The sequence below is a fragment of the Streptomyces sp. NPDC058195 genome, from assembly GCF_042883525.1.
GTDB lineage: Bacteria > Actinomycetota > Actinomycetes > Streptomycetales > Streptomycetaceae > Streptomyces.
Window position 1 is genome coordinate 103,460 of record NZ_JBHVVM010000027.1, and the last position, 19,671, is coordinate 123,130.

11 protein-coding genes are annotated in these 19,671 nt (G+C 73.4%); 5 read left to right on the plus strand and 6 right to left on the minus strand.

Annotated features, from left to right (window positions below; translation table 11 throughout):
• Window positions 1-197: 197 nt before the first annotated feature.
• The gene (gene lon, locus ACFVWY_RS28015) at window positions 198-2,624 is read right to left on the minus strand and encodes an endopeptidase La (RefSeq protein WP_389877310.1); all 2,427 of its coding nucleotides are present in this window, start codon (window positions 2,622-2,624) and stop codon (window positions 198-200) included.
• Between the two features lie 350 nt (window positions 2,625-2,974).
• On the opposite strand from lon, the gene ACFVWY_RS28020 reads away from it, so the two are divergent.
• The 5 genes from ACFVWY_RS28020 to ACFVWY_RS28040 all read left to right on the plus strand — a co-directional run bounded on the left by ACFVWY_RS28020 (window position 2,975) and on the right by ACFVWY_RS28040 (window position 10,478).
• Window positions 2,975-3,469: a DUF6328 family protein gene (locus ACFVWY_RS28020; RefSeq protein ID WP_389877311.1), complete on the plus strand. Its 495-nt coding sequence runs from the start codon at window positions 2,975-2,977 to the stop codon at window positions 3,467-3,469.
• Window positions 3,470-3,675: 206 nt separating this feature from the next.
• Complete coding sequence (locus ACFVWY_RS28025) at window positions 3,676-4,368, plus strand: spermidine synthase (RefSeq protein ID WP_389877312.1); 693 nt, start codon at window positions 3,676-3,678, stop codon at window positions 4,366-4,368.
• A 226-nt stretch (window positions 4,369-4,594) separates the two neighbouring features.
• Window positions 4,595-5,332: a response regulator transcription factor gene (locus ACFVWY_RS28030; protein ID WP_389877314.1), complete on the plus strand. Its 738-nt coding sequence runs from the start codon at window positions 4,595-4,597 to the stop codon at window positions 5,330-5,332.
• A complete protein-coding gene (locus ACFVWY_RS28035) occupies window positions 5,329-6,405 on the plus strand; it encodes an ATP-binding protein (protein ID WP_389877315.1) in 1,077 nt (358 codons plus the stop codon). Before ACFVWY_RS28030 ends, ACFVWY_RS28035 begins: the two co-directional genes overlap by 4 nt.
• A gap of 257 nt (window positions 6,406-6,662) precedes the next feature.
• Window positions 6,663-10,478: a multifunctional oxoglutarate decarboxylase/oxoglutarate dehydrogenase thiamine pyrophosphate-binding subunit/dihydrolipoyllysine-residue succinyltransferase subunit gene (locus ACFVWY_RS28040; protein ID WP_389877317.1), complete on the plus strand. Its 3,816-nt coding sequence runs from the start codon at window positions 6,663-6,665 to the stop codon at window positions 10,476-10,478.
• 91 nt (window positions 10,479-10,569) lie between these two features.
• On the opposite strand, the gene fxsT is transcribed toward ACFVWY_RS28040, so the two are convergent.
• The 5 genes from fxsT to ACFVWY_RS28065 form a co-directional block, all read right to left on the minus strand.
• Window positions 10,570-13,563 carry an FxSxx-COOH system tetratricopeptide repeat protein gene (fxsT, locus tag ACFVWY_RS28045; RefSeq protein ID WP_389877319.1) on the minus strand — a complete coding sequence of 998 codons (2,994 nt, stop codon included), beginning with the start codon at window positions 13,561-13,563 and terminating at the stop codon, window positions 10,570-10,572.
• Window positions 13,564-13,654: 91 nt separating this feature from the next.
• A complete protein-coding gene (locus ACFVWY_RS28050) occupies window positions 13,655-15,064 on the minus strand; it encodes an aKG-HExxH-type peptide beta-hydroxylase (RefSeq protein ID WP_389877320.1) in 1,410 nt (469 codons plus the stop codon).
• Window positions 15,064-16,215: an FxsB family cyclophane-forming radical SAM/SPASM peptide maturase gene (locus tag ACFVWY_RS28055; protein ID WP_389877334.1), complete on the minus strand. Its 1,152-nt coding sequence runs from the start codon at window positions 16,213-16,215 to the stop codon at window positions 15,064-15,066. The genes ACFVWY_RS28050 and ACFVWY_RS28055 overlap by 1 nt, the downstream gene beginning before the upstream one ends.
• A 20-nt stretch (window positions 16,216-16,235) precedes the next feature.
• Complete coding sequence (gene fxsA / locus ACFVWY_RS28060) at window positions 16,236-16,433, minus strand: FxSxx-COOH cyclophane-containing RiPP peptide (protein ID WP_389877322.1); 198 nt, start codon at window positions 16,431-16,433, stop codon at window positions 16,236-16,238.
• 129 nt (window positions 16,434-16,562) lie between these two features.
• Window positions 16,563-19,671: SAV_2336 N-terminal domain-related protein (locus ACFVWY_RS28065; protein WP_389877323.1), on the minus strand; the 3,109-nt coding region annotated here is incomplete at its 5' end.

The following is a 19,671-nucleotide window of genomic DNA, read 5'->3' on the forward strand; positions in this document are numbered from 1 at the left end:
GCTCGCCGCGGTCGCAGGAGACCCGCCGGACGCGCGCGCGGCACGCCCCACCCGGCACCCCGGGAACGCCGCGCACCCGGCACGGTACGAGCAGGACACTCCGGGAACGCGGAACGGCCCGCTCCCCCGGAGTTCCGGGAGGGCGGGCCGTCCGTACCGGCCACGCGCGCGGCACCACGTCCGTCACGCCGTACTGCTCACGCCGCCGCCGGGACCTTCTCCCGCGCCGGGGCCACCGCCGGGGCCAGGGCGATCTCCAGGACCTGGCGGACGTCGGTCACCGGGTGGACCTCCAGGGTGTCCAGCACCTCGGCGGGGACATCGTCCAGATCGGCCTCGTTGCGCTTCGGGATGACCACGGTGGTGATCCCCGCCCGGTGCGCGGCGAGCAGCTTCTGCTTCAGTCCGCCGATCGGCAGCACCCGTCCGGTCAGCGAGACCTCACCGGTCATCGCCACGTCCGTACGGACCAGCCGCCCGGAGAGCAGCGAGGCCAGCGCGGTCGTCATGGTGATACCGGCGCTCGGGCCGTCCTTGGGGACCGCGCCAGCCGGGAAGTGGATGTGCGTGCCCCGGTCCTTCAGGTCCGCGACCGGCAGTTCCAGCTCCGCGCCGTGCGAGCGAAGGAAGCTCAGCGCGATCTGCGCGGACTCCTTCATGACGTCGCCGAGCTGACCGGTCAGGGTCAGTCCGGAGGCCCCGGTCTCCGGGTCGGCCAGCGAGGCCTCCACGAAGAGCACGTCGCCGCCCGCCCCGGTCACCGCGAGCCCGGTCGCCACGCCCGGCACCGCGGTCCGGCGCTCGGCCGGGTCCTGGGCCGACTCCGGGACGTGGTGCGGACGCCCGATCAGGCCCCGCAGGTCCGCCTCGGAGACCGTGAACGGCAGCTCCCGGTCGCCCAGTTCGTGCTGGGCCGCGACCTTGCGCAGCAGCCGGGCCACAGCCCGCTCCAGGTTCCGGACCCCGGCCTCCCTGGTGTATTCGCCAGCCAGCTTGCGCAGCGCCGACTCGTCGAGCGTGACCTCGTCCTTCTCCAGCCCGGCGCGCTCCAGCTGGCGCGGGAGCAGGTGGTCGCGGGCGATGACGACCTTCTCGTCCTCGGTGTAGCCGTCGAGCCGGACCAGCTCCATGCGGTCGAGCAGGGCCTCCGGGATGGCTTCGAGCACGTTGGCGGTGGCCAGGAAGACGACGTCGCTGAGGTCGAGCTCGACCTCCAGGTAGTGGTCGCGGAAGGTGTGGTTCTGCGCCGGGTCGAGGACTTCGAGGAGCGCGGCGGCCGGGTCGCCCCGGAAGTCGGAGCCGACCTTGTCGATCTCGTCGAGCAGGATGACCGGGTTCATCGAACCGGCCTCCTTGATCGCCCGCACGATACGGCCCGGCAGGGCGCCGACGTAGGTACGCCGGTGGCCGCGGATCTCCGCCTCGTCCCGCACCCCGCCGAGGGCGACGCGGACGAACGTGCGGCCCATGGCGTGCGCGACGGACTCGCCGAGCGAGGTCTTGCCCACACCCGGCGGACCCACCAGCGCCAGCACGGCGCCGCCGCGCCGTCCGCCGACGACCCCGAGGCCGCGGTCGGAGCGCCGCTTGCGCACGGCCAGGTATTCGGTGATCCGCTCCTTCACGTCCTGGAGACCGGCGTGCTCGGCGTCCAGGACCCGCTGGGCGCCGCGGATGTCGTAGGCGTCCTCGGTCCGCTTGGTCCAGGGCAGTTCGAGGACGGTGTCGAGCCAGGTCCTGATCCAGGAGCCCTCGGGGCTCTGGTCGGAGGCCCGCTCCAGCTTCTCGACCTCCTTGAGCGCCGCCTCGCGGACGTGCTCGGGCAGATCGGCGGCCTCGACGCGGGCCCGGTAGTCGTCGGACGCGTCGGCGGACCCGGATTCGCCGTTGAGCTCGGCGAGCTCCTTGCGCACGGCGTCGAGCTGGCGGCGCAGCAGGAATTCGCGCTGCTGCTTGTCGACGCCCTCCTGGACGTCCTTGGCGATGGACTCGGCGACGTCCTGCTCGGCGAGGTGTTCGCCGAGCCACTGGATGGCGAGCTTCAGCCGGGCGACCGGGTCGGCCGTCTCCAGGAGCCGCACCTTCTGGGCGGTGGTCAGGAAGGGGGAGTAACCGGAGTTGTCGGCGAGCGCGGAGATGTCCTCGATCTGCTGGACCCGGTCCACGACCTGCCAGGCCCCGCGCTTCTTCAGCCAGCTGGTGGCGAGCGCCTTGTACTCCTTGACCAGCTCGGCGGCGGCGCCGGGCAGCGGGTCGGGGACGACCGGGTCGATCCGGGCCCCCTCCACCCAGAGCGCGGCCCCCGGACCGCTGGTCCCGGCCCCGATCCGCACCCGGCCCCGGCCGCGGATCAGCGCGCCCGGGTCTCCGTCGGAGAGCCGTCCGACCTGCTCGACGGTGCCGATGACGCCGGTACCGGCGTACGTACCGTCGATCCGCGGCACCAGCAGCACCTCGGGCTTGTCCCCACCGGCCCGGACCGCCGCCTGCGCGGCCTCCACAGCACCCCGCACCTCCGCGTCGGACAGGTCCAGAGGCACCACCATCCCGGGCAGCACGACCTCGTCGTCGAGCGGCAGCACGGGCAGGGCGAGCGGGGTAACCGCGTTGGAATCCGTAGCCATGATCTCCCCTTCGGCAGTCAAGTTGAGCTATGCAGACTCAATGCTCCTGAGCCGCCCAATGTTCCCAGGGGGATGTTCGCTCTGAGCGATCGCCACCTCACCTCCTCTGGCTCCTGGCGCGACGCGCGAGCCCGAGGAGACGGACATCGGGATCCTCGTCGTACCGGGCGGCCCTCGCCGCCGCGCGCACGGCACCGGGGAGCTGACGCCCTCTCCCCGGCCCCCGGGATGCCCGCCCCTCCCCGGCGCCGCCGCCCCTCCTCCCCCGCCTGGCGCCGCGCCGCCCGGAGACTGCTCCGTACGGATGAGCAGCGGTGGTGCGGCGGGGCGTCCTGAGAACAATGGGGCCCATGTCCCATGTTTCGTCCAGTGGCGGCGGCGCGTCCCCGCACGGCGGGGAGACGCCCGCGGAACGTGCCGACCGCAACCTGGTCGAACTGCTCCAGGAGCTGCGGGTCGTGCAGACGGGTGTGCAGATCGTCTTCGCCTTTCTCCTCGGCGTGGCCTTCACCAGCCGGTTTCCGGACCTCGACACCTTCGAACGCGCCACGTACGTGGTGACGCTGCTGCTCACGGTGGTCGCCTCGGCCGTGCTCGCGACTCCGGTCGCCCTGCACCGCGGCCTGTTCCACCAGGGCGTCAAGGACCGGATCGTCGCCCTGTCCGCGCGGCTCGCCAAGATCGGTCTGGTCTTCCTCGCCCTCGCGCTCAACGGCGCCGTCCTCCTGCTCATGACCGTGGTCCTCGGCCGGGCCGCCGCCGTCGCGATCACGGCCGCCACACTCGCCCTGTTCGCCGGGCTGTGGTTCGTGCTCCCCAGAGCGCTGCTCCGCCCGCACCCGTGAACCGTCCAGCGGGAATCCGCCGGGGCGCGGCGACGGGCGGAGTTCTCCCCCGGGCGACGAGTGCAGCGGGCTCCACGACCACGACGGCGGCCGGGGACGGACCCGGTACCGGACGATCCGGCGAGGCCGGTAACCGGCTGGCTTCGGACCGTGCCGGGAGGCCAGGATGGCGAGGTCCCCGCCCGCTGCCATCGGAGATCCGCGCCATGTCCGGCTTCCCCCGCACCGAAACCCCCGCCCCCGTCACGCTCGACCGCCGCGAAGGCCCGTACGGGGAGGTCGTGCTGCGCAGACGGGGGGACGACTTCGAGATCATCGCCAACGGGTGCTTTCTGATGGACACCTCGGACGGCCGTTCCGAGCGGCTGCTGGTCGACGCGGCGCTGGCCGCGCTGCCCGCCGGCCGGCGGGCCCCGTCGGTGCTCATCGGCGGGCTGGGCGTCGGCTTCTCGCTCGGCCGGGCCGTCGCCGAGCCGCGGTGGGGGCGGATCGCCGTCGCCGAGCGGGAGCGGGCGATCGTGGACTGGCACCTGGAGGGGCCGCTGTCCGCGCTCTCCCGTGCGGCACTCGCCGACCCCCGGACGGGCATCCTGACGGTGGACCTGGTCGCCCACCTGCGGACGACTACCGACCGTTACGACGCGCTGTGCCTGGACATCGACAACGGTCCGGACTGGACCGTCACCGAGGACAACACCTCTCTGTACTCCCCCGCCGGTCTGGCCGCCTGCCGGGAGCGGCTGACGCCGGGCGGTGTTCTCGCAGTGTGGTCCGCACGGCCGTCCGCCGACTTCGAACAGGCCCTGCGGAATGCCGGATTCACCGGGGTAAGGACCGAAGAGGTCAGCGTTGCCCGAGGTGTGCCCGACGTGGTGCATCTCGCACTCCGGACGCCCTGAGATCCCCCACCGGGTATCAGCGGCCCCCCGGGCCCCGGGCGAGGGGCGGCGTACGACGGGTGCCGCGCCACTTCCGTGCGGCCGAGGCGTTACACCCTGCGTAGCCGAGAGCGGGCCGCTGCCTTTACGCTGGCGACCCGTATACGGGGACACCTACGAAAATCCACATGCGAAGACCGTGCGTCCGGGGGAATGGCCCCCGTGAGAACGGGGCAGGGGCGGGGCGATGGAACAGACACACACCACCCACACCGGTGTCGCGGCCACCCCGGGCGCACAGCGCCGGGTGCTGGTGGTCGAGGACGACGTCACGATCGTCGAAGCCATCTCCGCCCGTCTGCGGGCCGAGGGCTTTCTCGTACAGACCGCGCTCGACGGCCCCGCCGCGGTGGACGCGGCCGAGGCGTGGCAGCCCGATCTCATGGTGCTCGACATCATGCTGCCGGGCTTCGACGGCCTGGAGGTCTGCCGCCGGGTCCAGGCCCAGCGGCCGGTGCCGGTGCTGATGCTGACCGCCCGGGACGACGAGACGGACATGCTGGTCGGTCTCGGCGTGGGCGCCGACGACTACATGACCAAGCCGTTCTCGATGCGCGAGCTGGCGGCCCGGGTCCACGTCCTGCTGCGCCGCGTCGAGCGCGCCGCGCTGGCCGCGGTGACCCCGCGGAGCGGCATCCTGCGCCTCGGCGAGCTGGAGATCGACCACGCGCAGCGCCGGGTCCGGGTGCGCGCCGACGACGTCCACCTCACGCCGACCGAGTTCGACCTGCTGGTCTGTCTGGCCAGCACACCGCGCGCGGTGCTCTCCCGTGAGCAGCTGCTGGCCGAGGTCTGGGACTGGGCGGACGCCTCCGGCACCCGTACGGTCGACAGCCACATCAAGGCGCTGCGCCGGAAGATCGGCGCGGAGCGCATCCGTACCGTGCACGGTGTGGGCTACGCCCTGGAGACCCCGGCTCCATGACCCGGCCCGGCTCCGGCCTGCGTCCCTTCTCGATCAAGGCGAAGATGAGCACGCTGGTCGTGCTCTCGGTCTTCATCACCACCGGCCTGCTGCTGGTGGCCGTGCGCACCAGGACCGAGCTGCGGTTCATCACGGTGTTCTCGGTGATCGCGACCCTGCTGATCACCCAGTTCGTGGCGCACGGCCTGACCGCGCCGCTGGACGCGATGACCACCGTGGCCCGGTCGATCTCGCACGGCGACTACACCCGGCGGGTGCGCGGCGCCGGACGCCGCGACGAACTGGGCGACCTGGCGCAGACGATCAACAGGATGGCGGACGACCTGGAGGCGGTGGACCGGCACCGCAAGGAGCTGGTCGCCAATGTGTCGCACGAGCTGCGCACCCCCATCGCGGCGCTGAGAGCCGTGCTGGAGAACGTGGTGGACGGGGTCTCCTCGGCCGATCCCGAGACGATGCGCACCGCGCTGAAGCAGACCGAGCGGCTCGGACGGCTGGTGGAGACACTGCTGGACCTGTCCCGCCTGGACAGCGGCGTGGTCACGCTCAAGGCCGGCCGTTTCGAGGTGTGGCCCTATCTGTCGGGCGTACTGAAGGAGGCGAATCTCGCCGCCTCGCACCGCAGGCTGTCGTCCGGTTCCGGGAACCACAAGCGCAAGGACGTCCATCTGCACCTGGACGTGTCGCCGCCGGAGCTGACCGCCCACGCGGACACCGAACGGCTGCACCAGGTGGTGGCCAATCTGGTCGACAACGCGGTCAAGCACAGCCCGCCGCACGGCCGGGTCACGGTGCTGGCCCGCCGCGGGTCCGCCCCGGAGTCGCTGACGCTGGAGATCGTGGACGAGGGGCCGGGCATCCCGGAGGCCGAGCGGCACCGGGTCTTCGAGCGCTTCAACCGCGGCGCGGTGCCCTCTCCGCACGGTCCGGGCAGCGACGGCGGCACCGGGCTGGGCCTGGCGATCGCCCGGTGGGCGGTGGACCTGCACGGCGGACGCATTGGAGTGGCCGAATCCGAGCGCGGCTGCCGCATACAGGTCACTCTTCCGGGGGTACCGCAACCGCGCGGTTGACATAGGGTTCGAACCGGACGGGCGTGTTGTTCGCGTTCCGTTCGGGGGGTGCGGCCCAGAGGGTCGCAGCCGCGGTTCTGCGTACCCAAAAGGAGGCGGAACCATGCTTGTTTCCCGCCAATTCCTACGCCGAAACCCGCCTTCCCGTGTGACTTGCGCGACGAAGACCGGCCCGGCCTGCGTGTAACGGCCGGGGAGGCGTAGCCTTGATTTCCGCTGTCCATCACCTTGTGAAGCGGAAGAGGGCGGTTGCCGCCGTGTCGTCTCAGTCCCCCAGTAACTCGAGCATCTCGACCGACCAAGCCAGCCCGGGGTCGAACCCGGCCGCTGCTTTCGGGCCCAATGAGTGGCTCGTCGACGAGATCTATCAGCAGTACCTCCAGGATCCCAGTTCGGTCGATCGCGCCTGGTGGGACTTCTTCGCCGATTACAAGCCGGGCACGTCCGGCACGGCGGACAAGCCCGTTCCCGGTGCTCCGGCCACGGCGGCCGCGGTGACCCCGGCCCCGGCCACCTCCGCTCCGGCTCCGGCGGCGCCCGCCCCGGCGGCGCAGGCCCCGGCTCCGGCCGCCCCTGCCCCCGCCGCCGCTCCGGCGGCCCCGGCGAAGGCCGCCGCACCGGCCCCGGCAGCGAAGGCCCCCGCACCGGCCGCCGCCAAGCCGGCCGCCAAGCCCGCCGCCGCACCGGCCACCGAGGCCCCGTCCGGCCCCGAGTACGTGACGCTGCGCGGCCCGTCGGCCGCCGTCGCGAAGAACATGAACGCCTCGCTGGAGCTGCCGACGGCCACGTCCGTGCGCGCCGTCCCGGTGAAGCTGCTCTTCGACAACCGCATCGTCATCAACAACCACCTCAAGCGCGCCCGGGGCGGGAAGATCTCCTTCACCCACCTCATCGGGTACGCGATGGTGCAGGCCCTCAAGGCCATGCCGTCGATGAACCACTCCTTCGCGGTGAAGGACGGCAAGCCGACCCTGGTCAAGCCGGACCACGTGAACCTCGGCCTCGCGATCGACCTGGTGAAGCCGAACGGCGACCGCCAGCTGGTCGTCGCGGCCATCAAGAAGGCCGAGACGCTCAACTTCTTCGAGTTCTGGCAGGCCTACGAGGACATCGTCCGCCGCGCCCGCAACGGCAAGCTCGGCATGGACGACTTCACCGGCGTCACCGCCTCGCTGACCAACCCCGGCGGCATCGGCACCGTCCACTCGGTGCCCCGCCTGATGCCCGGTCAGGGCCTCATCATGGGCGTCGGCGCGATGGACTACCCCGCCGAGTTCCAGGGCACCTCCCAGGACACCCTGAACAAGCTGGGCATCTCCAAGGTCATGACGCTGACCTCGACGTACGACCACCGGGTCATCCAGGGCGCCGCCTCCGGCGAGTTCCTGCGGGTCGTCTCCCAGCTGCTGCTCGGCGAGAACGAGTTCTACGACGAGATCTTCAAGGCGCTGCGCATCCCGTACGAGCCGGTCCGCTGGCTCACGGACATCGACGCCTCGCACGACAACGACGTGACCAAGGCCGCGCGGGTCTTCGAGCTGATCCACTCCTACCGGGTCCGGGGCCACGTCATGGCCGACACCGACCCGCTGGAGTACCGCCAGCGCAAGCACCCCGACCTGGACATCACCGAGCACGGCCTCACCCTGTGGGACCTGGAGCGGGACTTCGCGGTCGGCGGTTTCGCCGGCAAGTCGCTGATGAAGCTCCGCGACATCCTCGGTGTGCTGCGTGAGTCGTACTGCCGCACCACCGGCATCGAGTTCATGCACATCCAGGACCCGAAGCAGCGCAAGTGGATCCAGGACCGGGTGGAGCGCACCCGCACCCAGCAGCCCGAGCGCGAGGAGCAGCTGCGCATCCTGCGCCGGCTGAACGCGGCCGAGGCGTTCGAGACCTTCCTGCAGACCAAGTACGTCGGCCAGAAGCGGTTCTCGCTGGAGGGCGGCGAGTCCGTCATCCCGCTACTCGACGCGGTCATCGACTCCGCCGCCGAGGCCCGCCTCGACGAGGTCGTCATCGGCATGGCCCACCGTGGCCGGCTGAACGTGCTGGCGAACATCGTCGGCAAGTCGTACGCGCAGATCTTCCGCGAGTTCGAGGGCAACCTCGACCCCCGGTCGATGCACGGCTCCGGCGACGTGAAGTACCACCTGGGCGCCGAGGGCACCTTCACCGGTCTGGACGGCGAGCAGATCAAGGTCTCGCTGGCCGCCAACCCCTCGCACCTGGAGGCGGTCGACCCGGTCCTGGAGGGCATCGCCCGCGCCAAGCAGGACATCATCAACAAGGGCGGCACGGACTTCACGGTCCTGCCCGTCGCGCTCCACGGCGACGCGGCCTTCGCGGGCCAGGGCGTCGTCGCCGAGACGCTCAACATGTCGCAGCTGCGCGGCTACCGCACCGGCGGCACCGTGCACGTGGTGATCAACAACCAGGTCGGCTTCACCGCCGCCCCGGAGTCCTCGCGCTCCTCGATGTACGCCACCGACGTGGCGCGCATGATCGAGGCGCCGATCATCCACGTCAACGGTGACGACCCCGAGGCCGTCGTCCGTGTCGCGCGGCTCGCCTTCGAGTTCCGCCAGGCGTTCAACAAGGACGTCGTGATCGACCTCATCTGCTACCGCCGCCGCGGTCACAACGAGGGCGACAACCCGGAGTTCACCAACCCGCAGATGTACACCCTGATCGACAAGAAGCGCTCGGTGCGCAAGCTGTACACCGAGTCCCTCATCGGTCGGGGCGACATCACCCTGGAAGAGGCCGAGCAGGCGCTCCAGGACTTCCAGGGCCAGCTGGAGAAGGTCTTCGCGGAGGTCCGTGAGGCCACCTCGCTGCCCGCCCCGGCCCACTCCCCCGAGGTCCAGCCCGAGTTCCCGGTCGCCGTGACCACCGCGGTCTCCCCCGAGGTCGTCAAGACCATCGCCGAGTCCCAGGTCAACATCCCCGACCGGATCACCGTCCACCCCCGCCTGATGCCGCAGATGCAGCGCCGCGCGGCCTCGGTGGAGAACGGCACGATCGACTGGGGCATGGGCGAGACCCTGGCCATCGGCTCGCTGCTGATGGAGGGCACCCCGGTCCGGCTCTCCGGCCAGGACTCCCGCCGCGGCACCTTCGGCCAGCGCCACGCGGTCCTCGTCGACCAGGTGACCGGCGAGGACTACACCCCGCTGCTGTACCTCTCCGACGACCAGGCCCGCTACAACGTCTACGACTCGCTGCTCAGCGAGTACGCGGCGATGGGCTTCGAGTACGGCTACTCGCTGGCCCGCCCCGAGTCGCTGGTCATCTGGGAGGCCCAGTTCGGTGACTTCGTCAACGGCGCGCAGACCGTCGTCGACGAGTTCATCTCCTCGGCCGAGCAGAAGTGGGGCCAGACCTCCGGCGTCACGCTGCTGCTGCCGCACGGCTACGAGGGCCAGGGCCCGGACCACTCGTCCGCCCGCCCGGAGCGCTTCCTCACGCTGTGCGCGCAGAACAACATGACGGTCGCCATGCCGACCCTGCCGTCGAACTACTTCCACCTCCTGCGGTGGCAGGTGCACAACCCGCACCACAAGCCGCTGATCGTCTTCACCCCGAAGTCGATGCTCCGCCTCAAGGCGGCCGCGTCGAAGGCGGAGGAGTTCACCACCGGCGGCTTCCGCCCGGTGATCGGCGACGACTCGGTGAACGCGGCCGACGTCCGCAAGGTCGTCTTCTGCGCCGGAAAGGTCTACTACGACCTGGAGGCGGAGCGCGTCAAGCGCGGCGTCACGGACACCGCGATCATCCGGCTGGAGCGCCTGTACCCGCTGCCGGGTGCCGAGCTCCAGGCCGAGATCGCCAAGTACCCGAACGCCGAGAAGTACCTCTGGACGCAGGAGGAGCCCGCCAACCAGGGCGCCTGGCCGTTCATCGCCCTGAACCTGATCGACCACCTGGACCTGGCCGTCGGCGCCGACGTCCCGCACGGTGAGCGCCTGCGCCGCATCTCGCGGCCGCACAGCTCGTCCCCGGCGGTCGGCTCGGCCAAGCGCCACCAGGCCGAGCAGGCCCAGCTGGTCGCCGAGGTCTTCGAGGCCTGACCCGCTGCCGTACGGAAAAGGGGCCCGTTCCCGCGAGTCGATCGCGGGGACGGGCCCCTCGGCGTGCACCGCCGGGTGTCCGCGCCGCCGGTCAGACGATCGGCGGCTCGAAGTCCCAGTACGGGCGGTTGCGGGAGCGGGCCGAGACCGTGTGGACGTGCTGGGCGCCGAGGGCCGCGGACAGGTCCTCCAGGGCCTCGCTCTCGATCTTCTCGGCCCGCTGCCGTTCCCGGAGGCCACGCAGGTCCGCGGCGTGCGCGATCCGGGCGGAGAGCGTCAGCGGATGGGCCCGGCCGAGGATCTCGGTGGCCCGGGTGACGACCGTCTCCGTGAGCGCCGCCGCGGACTCCGGATCACCCACCAGATTGCGCAGCGCCGAGGCGTTGATCGCGCAGCCCAGGCTCCAGGGGTGGTTCTCGCCGACGGCCCGGGTCATCGCGGCGAGCGACTGTTCCAGCAGGTCGTGGGCCTGGTCCCGCTCCCCCACGTTGCGCAGGATCAGGGCGTGGTTGGCCCGGGTTCCCGCGACGAAGGGGTGGTCCTCGCCGAGCATGGCGACGTAGGCCTCGGCCACCTTCTCGCTTATGGCGCGGGCCCGGTCGATGTCGCCGTGCTCGCGGGCGAAGCAGCTCTGGGTGGCGGCGACCATCATGGTCAGCGGGTCGCCCTCGCCGAGGACCCGCTCGCACCGTTCCAGGGCCCGGGTGAACAGGGCGGAGGCCCGCTCGCGGTCGCCGGAGCGGTAGTGGCACAGGGCGAGGTTGTGCTCGGCCCGCAGAGTCTGCGGGTTGTCGGGGCCGAGGACCATGCGGTGCACCCGGACGCTCTGGTTCTGGAGCGAGAGGGCGTCGGCGTAGCGGCCGAGGAGGCGCAGGTCGGTGGCGTAGTTGATCTCGGAGAACAGGGTCCAGGTGTGGCGCAGGCGCAGCAGGCGGCGCCGGGCGTCCAGGGTGCGGCGGTTGAGCTCCAGGGATTCCCCGTACCGGCCGAGCAGCCGCAGCGAGATGGCCAGGTTGTTCTGGGCGTTGAGGGTCCGGGAGTCCTGGTCGCCCAGGAGTTCGCGGTAGGCGGCGAGGATCCAGCCGGAGATCTCCAGGGCCTCGTCGTAGCGGCCCAGCCCCCGCAGGTCGGCGGCGAGGCCACCGGCGGCGCGCAGGTGTTCCAGGTCGCGGGCGCCGCGTTCGGCGCGGAGCCGGTCGACGGCGGCCCGTTCGATGACTTCCGTACCGGCGTAGTCGCCGACGGCGCGCAGCAGGTTGGCGTAGTTGTAGGTGAGGTCCCAGACCCGGGGGTGGTCCGCGCCGAGGAGTTCCCGCCAGGCCCGCACGGCGCGTCGGCCGAGCTTGATCCCGGCCCGGTACTCGCCGCAGAGGTACAGGTAGCGCAGGCAGTTGAGCACCAGGCCGTGCACCGCGGGGTCGGTGCTGTTGAGGACGTCGGCCCATTTCAGGTGCGGGGTGATCTCGGCGTAGGCGGGCCAGAGCCGGGTGTCGATGGGGCGGCCGGGGTCGGCGGCGGCGAGGGCCCTGCGGACCACGCCGACGAACTCGCGGCGGTCGCGTTCCGCCATGTCCTTGCCGATGATCTGGTGGACCATGCGGTGCATGTAGAGCGATTCCCCGGACGAGGACTCCTCGCCGGCCGTCTCGTGGGACTCCAGGCGGACCACGGAGTACTGGCGGAGCTGGGCGATCGCCTTGTTCCACAGCAGCGGATCGTTCATCAGACCGGAGAGCTGTTCGGGCAGTTCGCCGGGGGGCATCTCGCGCAGCAGCCGTACGGGGATGGAGCCGGGCGCGAAGAAGCTGCACAGGCGCAGCAGGTCGACGGATTCCGGGACGGTCTCCTTGAGCTTGTTCAGCAGTATCGACCAGGCGGTCTGGAAGGCGAGCGGGAAATCGGCGGAGACCTTGACGACGTCCTGGTCGATGCCGCCTTCGAGGAGCTGGATGTACTCCCCGACGGACATGTCGGAGTCGTTGAGCCAGCCCGCGGTCTGGTCGAGGAGGAGCGGGAGGTCTTCGAGGGCCTCGGCCAGCCGTCCGGCCTCGGACCGGCTCAGCCGGGCGGCGCGGCGGCGGATGAAGGCGACGGACTCGCTCCGCGTGTAGACCGGCACCTCGACGAGGTGGCTGTTGTGTTCGCTCCACTCGGGGTTGCGGGAGGTGATCAGGACGTGTCCGGGGCCGGTGGGCACCAGGTCCCAGATGTGTCCGGGCTCGTCGGCGCCGTCCAGGATCAGCAGCCAGTGGGAGTGGGGGTCGCCGCGGCGCAGCGCGTCGCGGACGGCGCGCAGCCGTTCGCCGTACTCGGCGCCGGTGGACAGCCCGAGTTCGGGGGCGAGTTCGGCGAGCTTCTGGCGGTAGAGGGCGCGCCGGTCGGCGGGCACCCACCACACCACGTCGTACTCGGAGCCGAAGCGGTAGACGTACTCGGCGGCCAGTTGGGTCTTGCCGACGCCGGGCATGCCGTGCAGGGTGACGACCCCGGCGCCGGGACCGGCGTCCTGGAGGGTCCGGTAGGCCGAGCTGAGCAGTTCCTCACGGCCGGTGAAGCGGATGTTGCGGCGCGGCACCCCGCCCCACACCTCGGAGGGGTCGGCCGGGTAGCGGGGGCCCTGCCGGGTTCCGGCGGGTTCGGGCAGCGGGTCGGCGGGCAGGCCCAGGCGTACCAGGAGCCGCCGTTCGGCCTCCTCGGCACCGACGTTGGTCAGGTCGGCCGCGCCGAGGACCGTGGTGGCGCCGGGCAGCGTGGCGGTGGTGACGCAGACGGCGGCGAAGCGGTCCGGGTCGGCGGCGACGACCTCGCGCAGCGCCCGGTTCCACTCGTCGTGGCTGCGCGGGCCGAGCTGGAAGTACCAGTCGCTGAGGACGATCAGGACGCGGCCCCGGGAGAGCGCCAGATCGCGCAGCAGTTCCTCCAGCGGCACCTCCGCCCGGGGATCCCAGCGCTGCCGGACGACGGCCACCGCGCGCCGCTCCAGCCGGTCCGCGATCCAGGCCGCCCAGGCCCGGTTGAATCCGGCGAAGCTGATGGTGACGGTGGGCGTCCCGGATGCTTCGACTGCCGTGCGCGTACCGGGCATTCGACCGTCTCCCTACCTGGATGCGAGCTTGTCAACATACACCTGGGCGGCTGCGGGACAGGGGCCTCGCGGGCCGGTGTCCCGGGGGCCCTCACGGCCCTCGCGGGCCGTGCCTCTGCTGCCATATCACCCGGGTGGTGGCCACGTACGCCCGAGCGCGGGCGAGGTGTCCCGCGGGTGGCGGGTTGTCGTCCATACGGTGGTGGAGCGCGATCATCCCGTTGACCAGCACCCGGCCCTCGCGGGTCAGTTCCGCCGATCCGGCGAGTGCGGGCAGGGCGGCTTCGGCCTGCTCGCGGCAGCGGGCGTGTTCGGCCCAGCCGAGGTCGCGGTGGGTGGTGCGGCGGGCCGCGAGCGCGAACCGCTGCCAGTGGTCGGCGATCGCCAGATGCGCGTAGGTGCCCTGCAGGAGGCTGTCCAGGGGGCGGGGGTCGGGGCGCCAGGGGGCGAAGTGGCGGGGCTCGGGGTTGTTCTGGTGCAGCGGTACGAGGGTGGCGAGGGCGGAGAGCTTGGTGTGCTGGAGTTCGTGGACGAGGGTGGCGGCGAGGTGGGCGGGGGTGGCGGGGAGGCTGCTGAGGACGGCGCCGAACGCCTCGCGCCGGGTGCCGCTGTACTGGGCCGCTCCCGGGCCGGTGGACGCGGGGCCGGGTGGCGGTGCGAGCGGGACGAGGCAGCGCAGCAGGACGGCCGTCTCGGTGAGGCGGTGGGTGCCGCCGGTGCGGAGCGCGGGGACCGCCGCGGTCCAGAACCGGATCCAGGTCTTGCGTTCCTGGTCGTCGGCGGGGGTGATGGTGTGCCGCCCGTGCGGCCCGGGGCCGTCGGGGTCGCCGCGGTAGGGGTCGGTGTCGTCCAGGGGTACCGGACCGGGGCCGGGGCGGGCGGCGGGCAGCGGGAGGACCGGCAGCCAGCGGGGGTCGGCGGAGCAGAGTGAGCCGTCGGGCTGGACGTGGGCGGTGAGCGGTCTGGCCGTCTCCCCGTGGAGGGTCAGCAGGCCGTCGCGGTGGGTGGTGGTGATCGTCCCGGTGGTGCCGGGTGCGGTGTGCAGGGCACCGAGGGTGGGCAGGGCCAGCAGGCCGTGGTGGGCGGTCAGCCGGGTGGTGAAGGGGAGTCCGGCCCGGATCGCGGCCGCGGCGGCCAGGGCGCTCATGTGGTCGAGAGCGGCGCGCGGCCCGGGTCCGGGGCGGGCGGCGGGGCCGGTGAGTGCGCGCAGGCAGCGGCGCGCCCAGGGGCCGACGAGCGGGTGCAGCAGGGTGGCGCGCACGGCGGCCCGGTCGGCGCGTTCGGCCCTCTCCAGCAGCGCCCAGTCCTGGTGCACACGGTCCAGGGCCCGGGGCGGGCAGCGGGTCGCCGGGGCGGACCCGGCGGCGTCGAGGAGGGCCCGCAGCAGCAGGAGCCTGCGGGTGTCCTGGTCGCGCACGAGGACGTCCAGGGTGTCGGCGGCGCCCTCGGTGCGGCCGAGTTCCCGGAGCATGCGGTCCGGGAGCGGGGCGGTCGGCGGCATCACCGGCGGGCCTCCGCGGTCGCCTCGGCCAGCCGGGCGGCGACGTGGCGCACCAGCCGGGCGAGGTCCGCGCAGTAGACGGAGGGGTTGGCGAAGCCGTTGTCCGCGCGGTAGCGGTGGGCGTAGTGGCCGCCGCCGCAGACGGTGAGCAGCGGGCAGCCGCGGCAGGCCGGGGCGAGGGCGTCGCCGCCCGCCCGGCGGGCGGTGACGCCGGGGTGGCCGAGGGCGTCGTCGAAGCTGTGCCGGAAGACGTCGAGCCCGGTGGCGGCGGCCGTGTCGTAGGCGGACTTGAGGGAGTCGACCTGCTCGATCGCGCCGTCCGTCTCGACGACGATCGCGTCGACCGGGTCGAGGCCGAGGGATTCGGTGGCGCCGGGCAGCCCGAGCAGCAGCGCGACGCACTCCTCGAAGAGCCGGACGCGGGTCTCCCGCCGCCCGGCGTGCCACCAGCGGTCGAAGACGGCGGTGAGCCAGTCGCCGTACGGGGTGGGACGGCCGGGGCCGGTGTGCGGCAGCCCCGGCGGCGGCGCCGACCAGTTGCCGTGCGGGAGCAGCAGGTCCAGGGCCGGGGGGCGCAGGTCGAGCAGCGATGTGTAGACCTCGACCGGGTCGGTGTCCGGGTCGATGACGGTGAGGATGCCCGCGTAGGCGCCGGGGTGCTGTTCGGCCAGGAGCCGGGCGCCGCGCGCGGCGGCGGGCCAGGAGGGGCGTCCGGCGCGGTCGGTGCGGAGCCGGTTGTGGGCGGGGCGCCCGCCGTCGAGGCTGATGCCGACGCGTATGCCGTGCCGGGCGAGGGTGGCGGCGCGCCGCTCGGTGAGCAGGGTGGCGTTGGTCTGGACGGTGGTGCGTACGGTGCAGGAGCCGGGCGTCAGGCTCTGTACGCGGTCGGCGAAGGCGGCCAGCCGGGCGGCGCCCGCGAGGAGCGGTTCGCCGCCGTGGAGGACGAGCGCGAGGTGGCGCGTGCCGTGGGCCGCGGCGTGTTCCGCGATGCGGTGGGCGGTGCGGTCGAGGACGGCCGGGGAGGCGGCGGCCGGGCGGTCGCGCCAGGTGCGGTCGGGGCCTTCGTAGAGGTAGCAGTAACGGCAGGCGAGGTTGCAGCGGCCGTGCACCTTGACGATGAACTGCCCGAAGGCGGCGGCCCTGGGCGGCAGGGGGTGCGGGGGACGCGGCCTCAGAACGCGTTGGTGAAGCCCCACAGCATCTCCTGCGGTTCCTCGGCCCGTGCGTGGAGGTCCGCGATGACCTCGGCCAGCACCGGGTGGTCCAGTGTGCGCAGCGACGCCAGGTCGAGCCCCAGCAGGTCCGGCAGCATGTCCGGACCGGCGGCGCTCGTGCCGTCGGGTACGCCCGCGGGCGCCGTCTCGCTCATCGTCGTTCTCCCCGTTTCCCCGTGGCCCTTGGCCCTTGGCCCTTGGTCCGTTGCCCGTGGTCCGTTGCCCTTGGTCCGTGGTCCGTTGGCCGTGACCGGTTTCCGGATCCTGGTGTCGCGTCGGGCGGCTCAGCGTTCCAGCTCCGCGAGCCGCCCGGTGGTCGCCTCGCCCGCCGCGCCGCCGCCGTCCGGCAGTGCGCGCCAGTGCCGGCGGGCCGCCCGGTAGGCGTCGCGCGCGGCCCGGGGGCGCCCGGCCCTCTCGTAGGTCATACCCCGCCAGTGGTTGGCCGTAGCACTCAACTCGACTGCTTCTTCGAAGAGTTGACGGCTCTCCGGTTCCTCCTGTGCCGCCTCGGCCGCTTCGGCGGCGCTCCGGAACGCCTCGGCCGCCTCGTCGAGCCGGGCCGGACGGTCCAGCACCCGGGCGGCGTCGAGGTGCGCCCGGCCCAGCTCCAGCCAGCAGTGCGCCCCGGTCAGCGGCGCCGCCGCCTCGCGGGCCGCGAGGCCGAAGAGGTGCTCGGCCTCGCGGAGGTCGACCCGGTCCTCGGTGGCCCGGTGCCGCAGCATCAGCGCCCGGCCCAGCATCAGCAGCCGCTCGGCCAGGTGTCCGCCCCCGGCCGCGGTCTCGGTGCGGCAGTCGCGCAGCACCCGGATCGCGGCGCCGATGTGCGGGCGCCCGTCCGGCAGCCCGGCCCGGCGCAGCAGGGTGCCGCCCCATTCGGCGAGCAGGTCGGCGTGGGCCCGGGAGTCGCGGGGGACGTCCTGGGCGGCACGGGCGAACCAGTCGGCGGCGGCCACGAGTTCGGCGGGGTCGCCGGTGTGCTCGTAGCGCGCGCCGCGGATGCGTCCGGCCCGGATGCGGAACGAGGCGCTCAGCCGCTGATCGCCCTCGGTGGCCAGGGCGCGGTCGACCAGGGCCGCGGCCTCGTCCGGTTCGGCGCCGGAGGCGAGCAGGGCGTCCACCAGGTCCAGCAGGACGCGGGGGGCGGTGCCCGTGGTGCGCCCGGTCCCGCCCTGTGCGTACGCGGTGCGCAGGGAGCGGGCGGCCTGGGCGGCGTAGGCCCGGGACCGTTCGGTGTCGGCGGTGGCCCCGGCCAGCTTGAGCAGGGTCCGCCCATGGGCCAGCGGCAGGGCGGCGGGCCGGTCGTCCCGGTCGGGCCAGGCGTCGGCGAAGGCCTCCAGCATGCCGCAGGCGGTCTGGAGCAGCGCGGTGTCACCGTCGAGCCGCCACTGCGCCTCCAGGGCCCGGACCCGTTCCAGGGTGAGCCGCAGGGCTTCGGCGGGGCCCAGTCCGGGGGCCGCGCAGGCGGCGGTGTACTCACGGTCGGCGCGGCGCAGCAGCTCCAGCGCGCCACGCCGGTCGCCGCGGCGGCGCCGGTCGTCGGCCGCGGCGTGCAGCACCTTGGCGAGGACGGCGCGTTCGCGCGGCGCGGCGGGGGGCGCGGCGGCCCGTTCGGCGGCTTCCTCGGCCTCGCGCAGCAGTTCGGCGTCGCCCTGGACCTCCCAGAGCCGCAGCAGGGCGCGGGCGTACTGCGCCCACAGTCCGCGGGCGCCGTCCGGCCGTGCCTCGCGTCCGGCGGCGTCGCGCAGCAGCTGTACGGCGTCGATGAGGTACTGCACCATGCCGTCCGACTCGAACCGCAGCAGCAGGGCGCGGGCGGCGTCCACCGCCGCGTCCGCGGTCCGGCCGGGGGCGGGGTGGCCGCCGGGCCCGGTCCGTGTGAGGAACTCCTCGGGCAGCGGCATGAAGCGTTCCAGCACCCGGACGGCGACCTCGGCGAAGGGGCGCGGGACCTGTGGCCCGTCCGCCTCCGTCTCGCCGCTCTCCGGCTCACCCTCCTCGGCGCCCCCGGCCCCGGGGAGGGCCGCCGGGGGCCTGCCCTCGCCGAGCTGGGCGAGGGCCAGGGCCGGGAAGTTCGGCCCGCCGCGCCCGAAGCGCTGCTCGATGTACTGGGAGCAGTGCTTGAGGACGAGCAGGGCGTCGTCGCGGCCCAGCGAGCCGAGCAGCGCCTCCTGGGCGCCGGGGACGAAGGCGTACCACTGGTCGTCGTGCGCGCCACCGGTGCCCTTGCGGGTCAGCAGTCCGCTCAGCAGCACCTCGGCGAGTTCGGAGGGGCCGGAGTGGGGCAGCATCGTGCGCTGCACCAGTTGCATCACGGGCAGGTGGAGCGGGGCCGCGGCGAGGTGGACGGCCAGTTGTCCGGCGGTGGGCGAGGCCGTCGCGCGGAAGCGGCTGACCAGCTGGAGCGAGGAGAGCGCGCCGCCGCCGCGCTGGGCCGGGGCGGGCGGCTGGTCGGCCCGTACCCAGCCGACGGCGCCGAAGGTCCGTCCGGCGCCGGTGCCGGAGAGCAGCCGCGCCCAGGCCGCCAGCGCCCCCTCGGCCGGCGGGAGCACGGGGACGGCGAGCGCCCCGGGATGCACGGCCGGGCCGGTGCCCGGCTGTTCCACGACCTTCAGCACGGCGGCTCCGCCGGGGCCGTCGCCCCGGGAGAGCGCGCCGCGGGTGACCGGGAGGCGGGTACGGCTCCACATCCGCTGCGGAAGCGGCTGGAGGACGGCGGCCGGTGCCTGGGCGGCCAGGTGGTGGAGGAGGCGGTGGGCCCGTCCGCTGTGCCAGAGCGGTCCGGCGCAGTCGCTGACCAGTACGGTGACGCGACGGCCGGTCGGGTCGCTGAGCCGGTCCGCGGAGTGCAGGGGCGCGGCGGCGGGGTCGAGGCTGCGGCTCACCGCCGCGGCACCGTCGGGCCCCTGGTGGAGATAGCGCGGCCGGACGTCCCGGAAGGCCCCCAGCTGGCCGAAGATCTGCTGGAGTTCACCGAACATCCGGTGCCACACCAGCATCGAGGAGGAGGCGTCCATGACGCACTGGAGGATCGCCTCGCCGCGGGGTTCGCCGCGGAACACCGGGATGATCAGCCCGCCCGCGCGGGCGCTGAGTTCGGCCGTCGCCGCCTCGTCGAGGGTGCGGCGCATCGGCGGCGCGGCGGGGCGGTAGCGCTGCAACGGCCGCAGGGCCCGCTGGAGTTCGAGCGGCGCGGGGAACGCCGGGGCGGCCGGAACCCCGAAGGCGAGCGCGGCGCTGCGCCCGGCCCGGCGGTCTCCGGTCCCGTCCCGTCGGCCGTCCCCGGCCCGGGGGGCGGGGTGCGGCACGGCGTGCAGGGCGATCCGGTCCGCGCCGCCGGGGACGGCGGGAGGAGGGGGGCCGTCGCCGGGCGCCGGGGGGTGCGGGGCGGCGGGC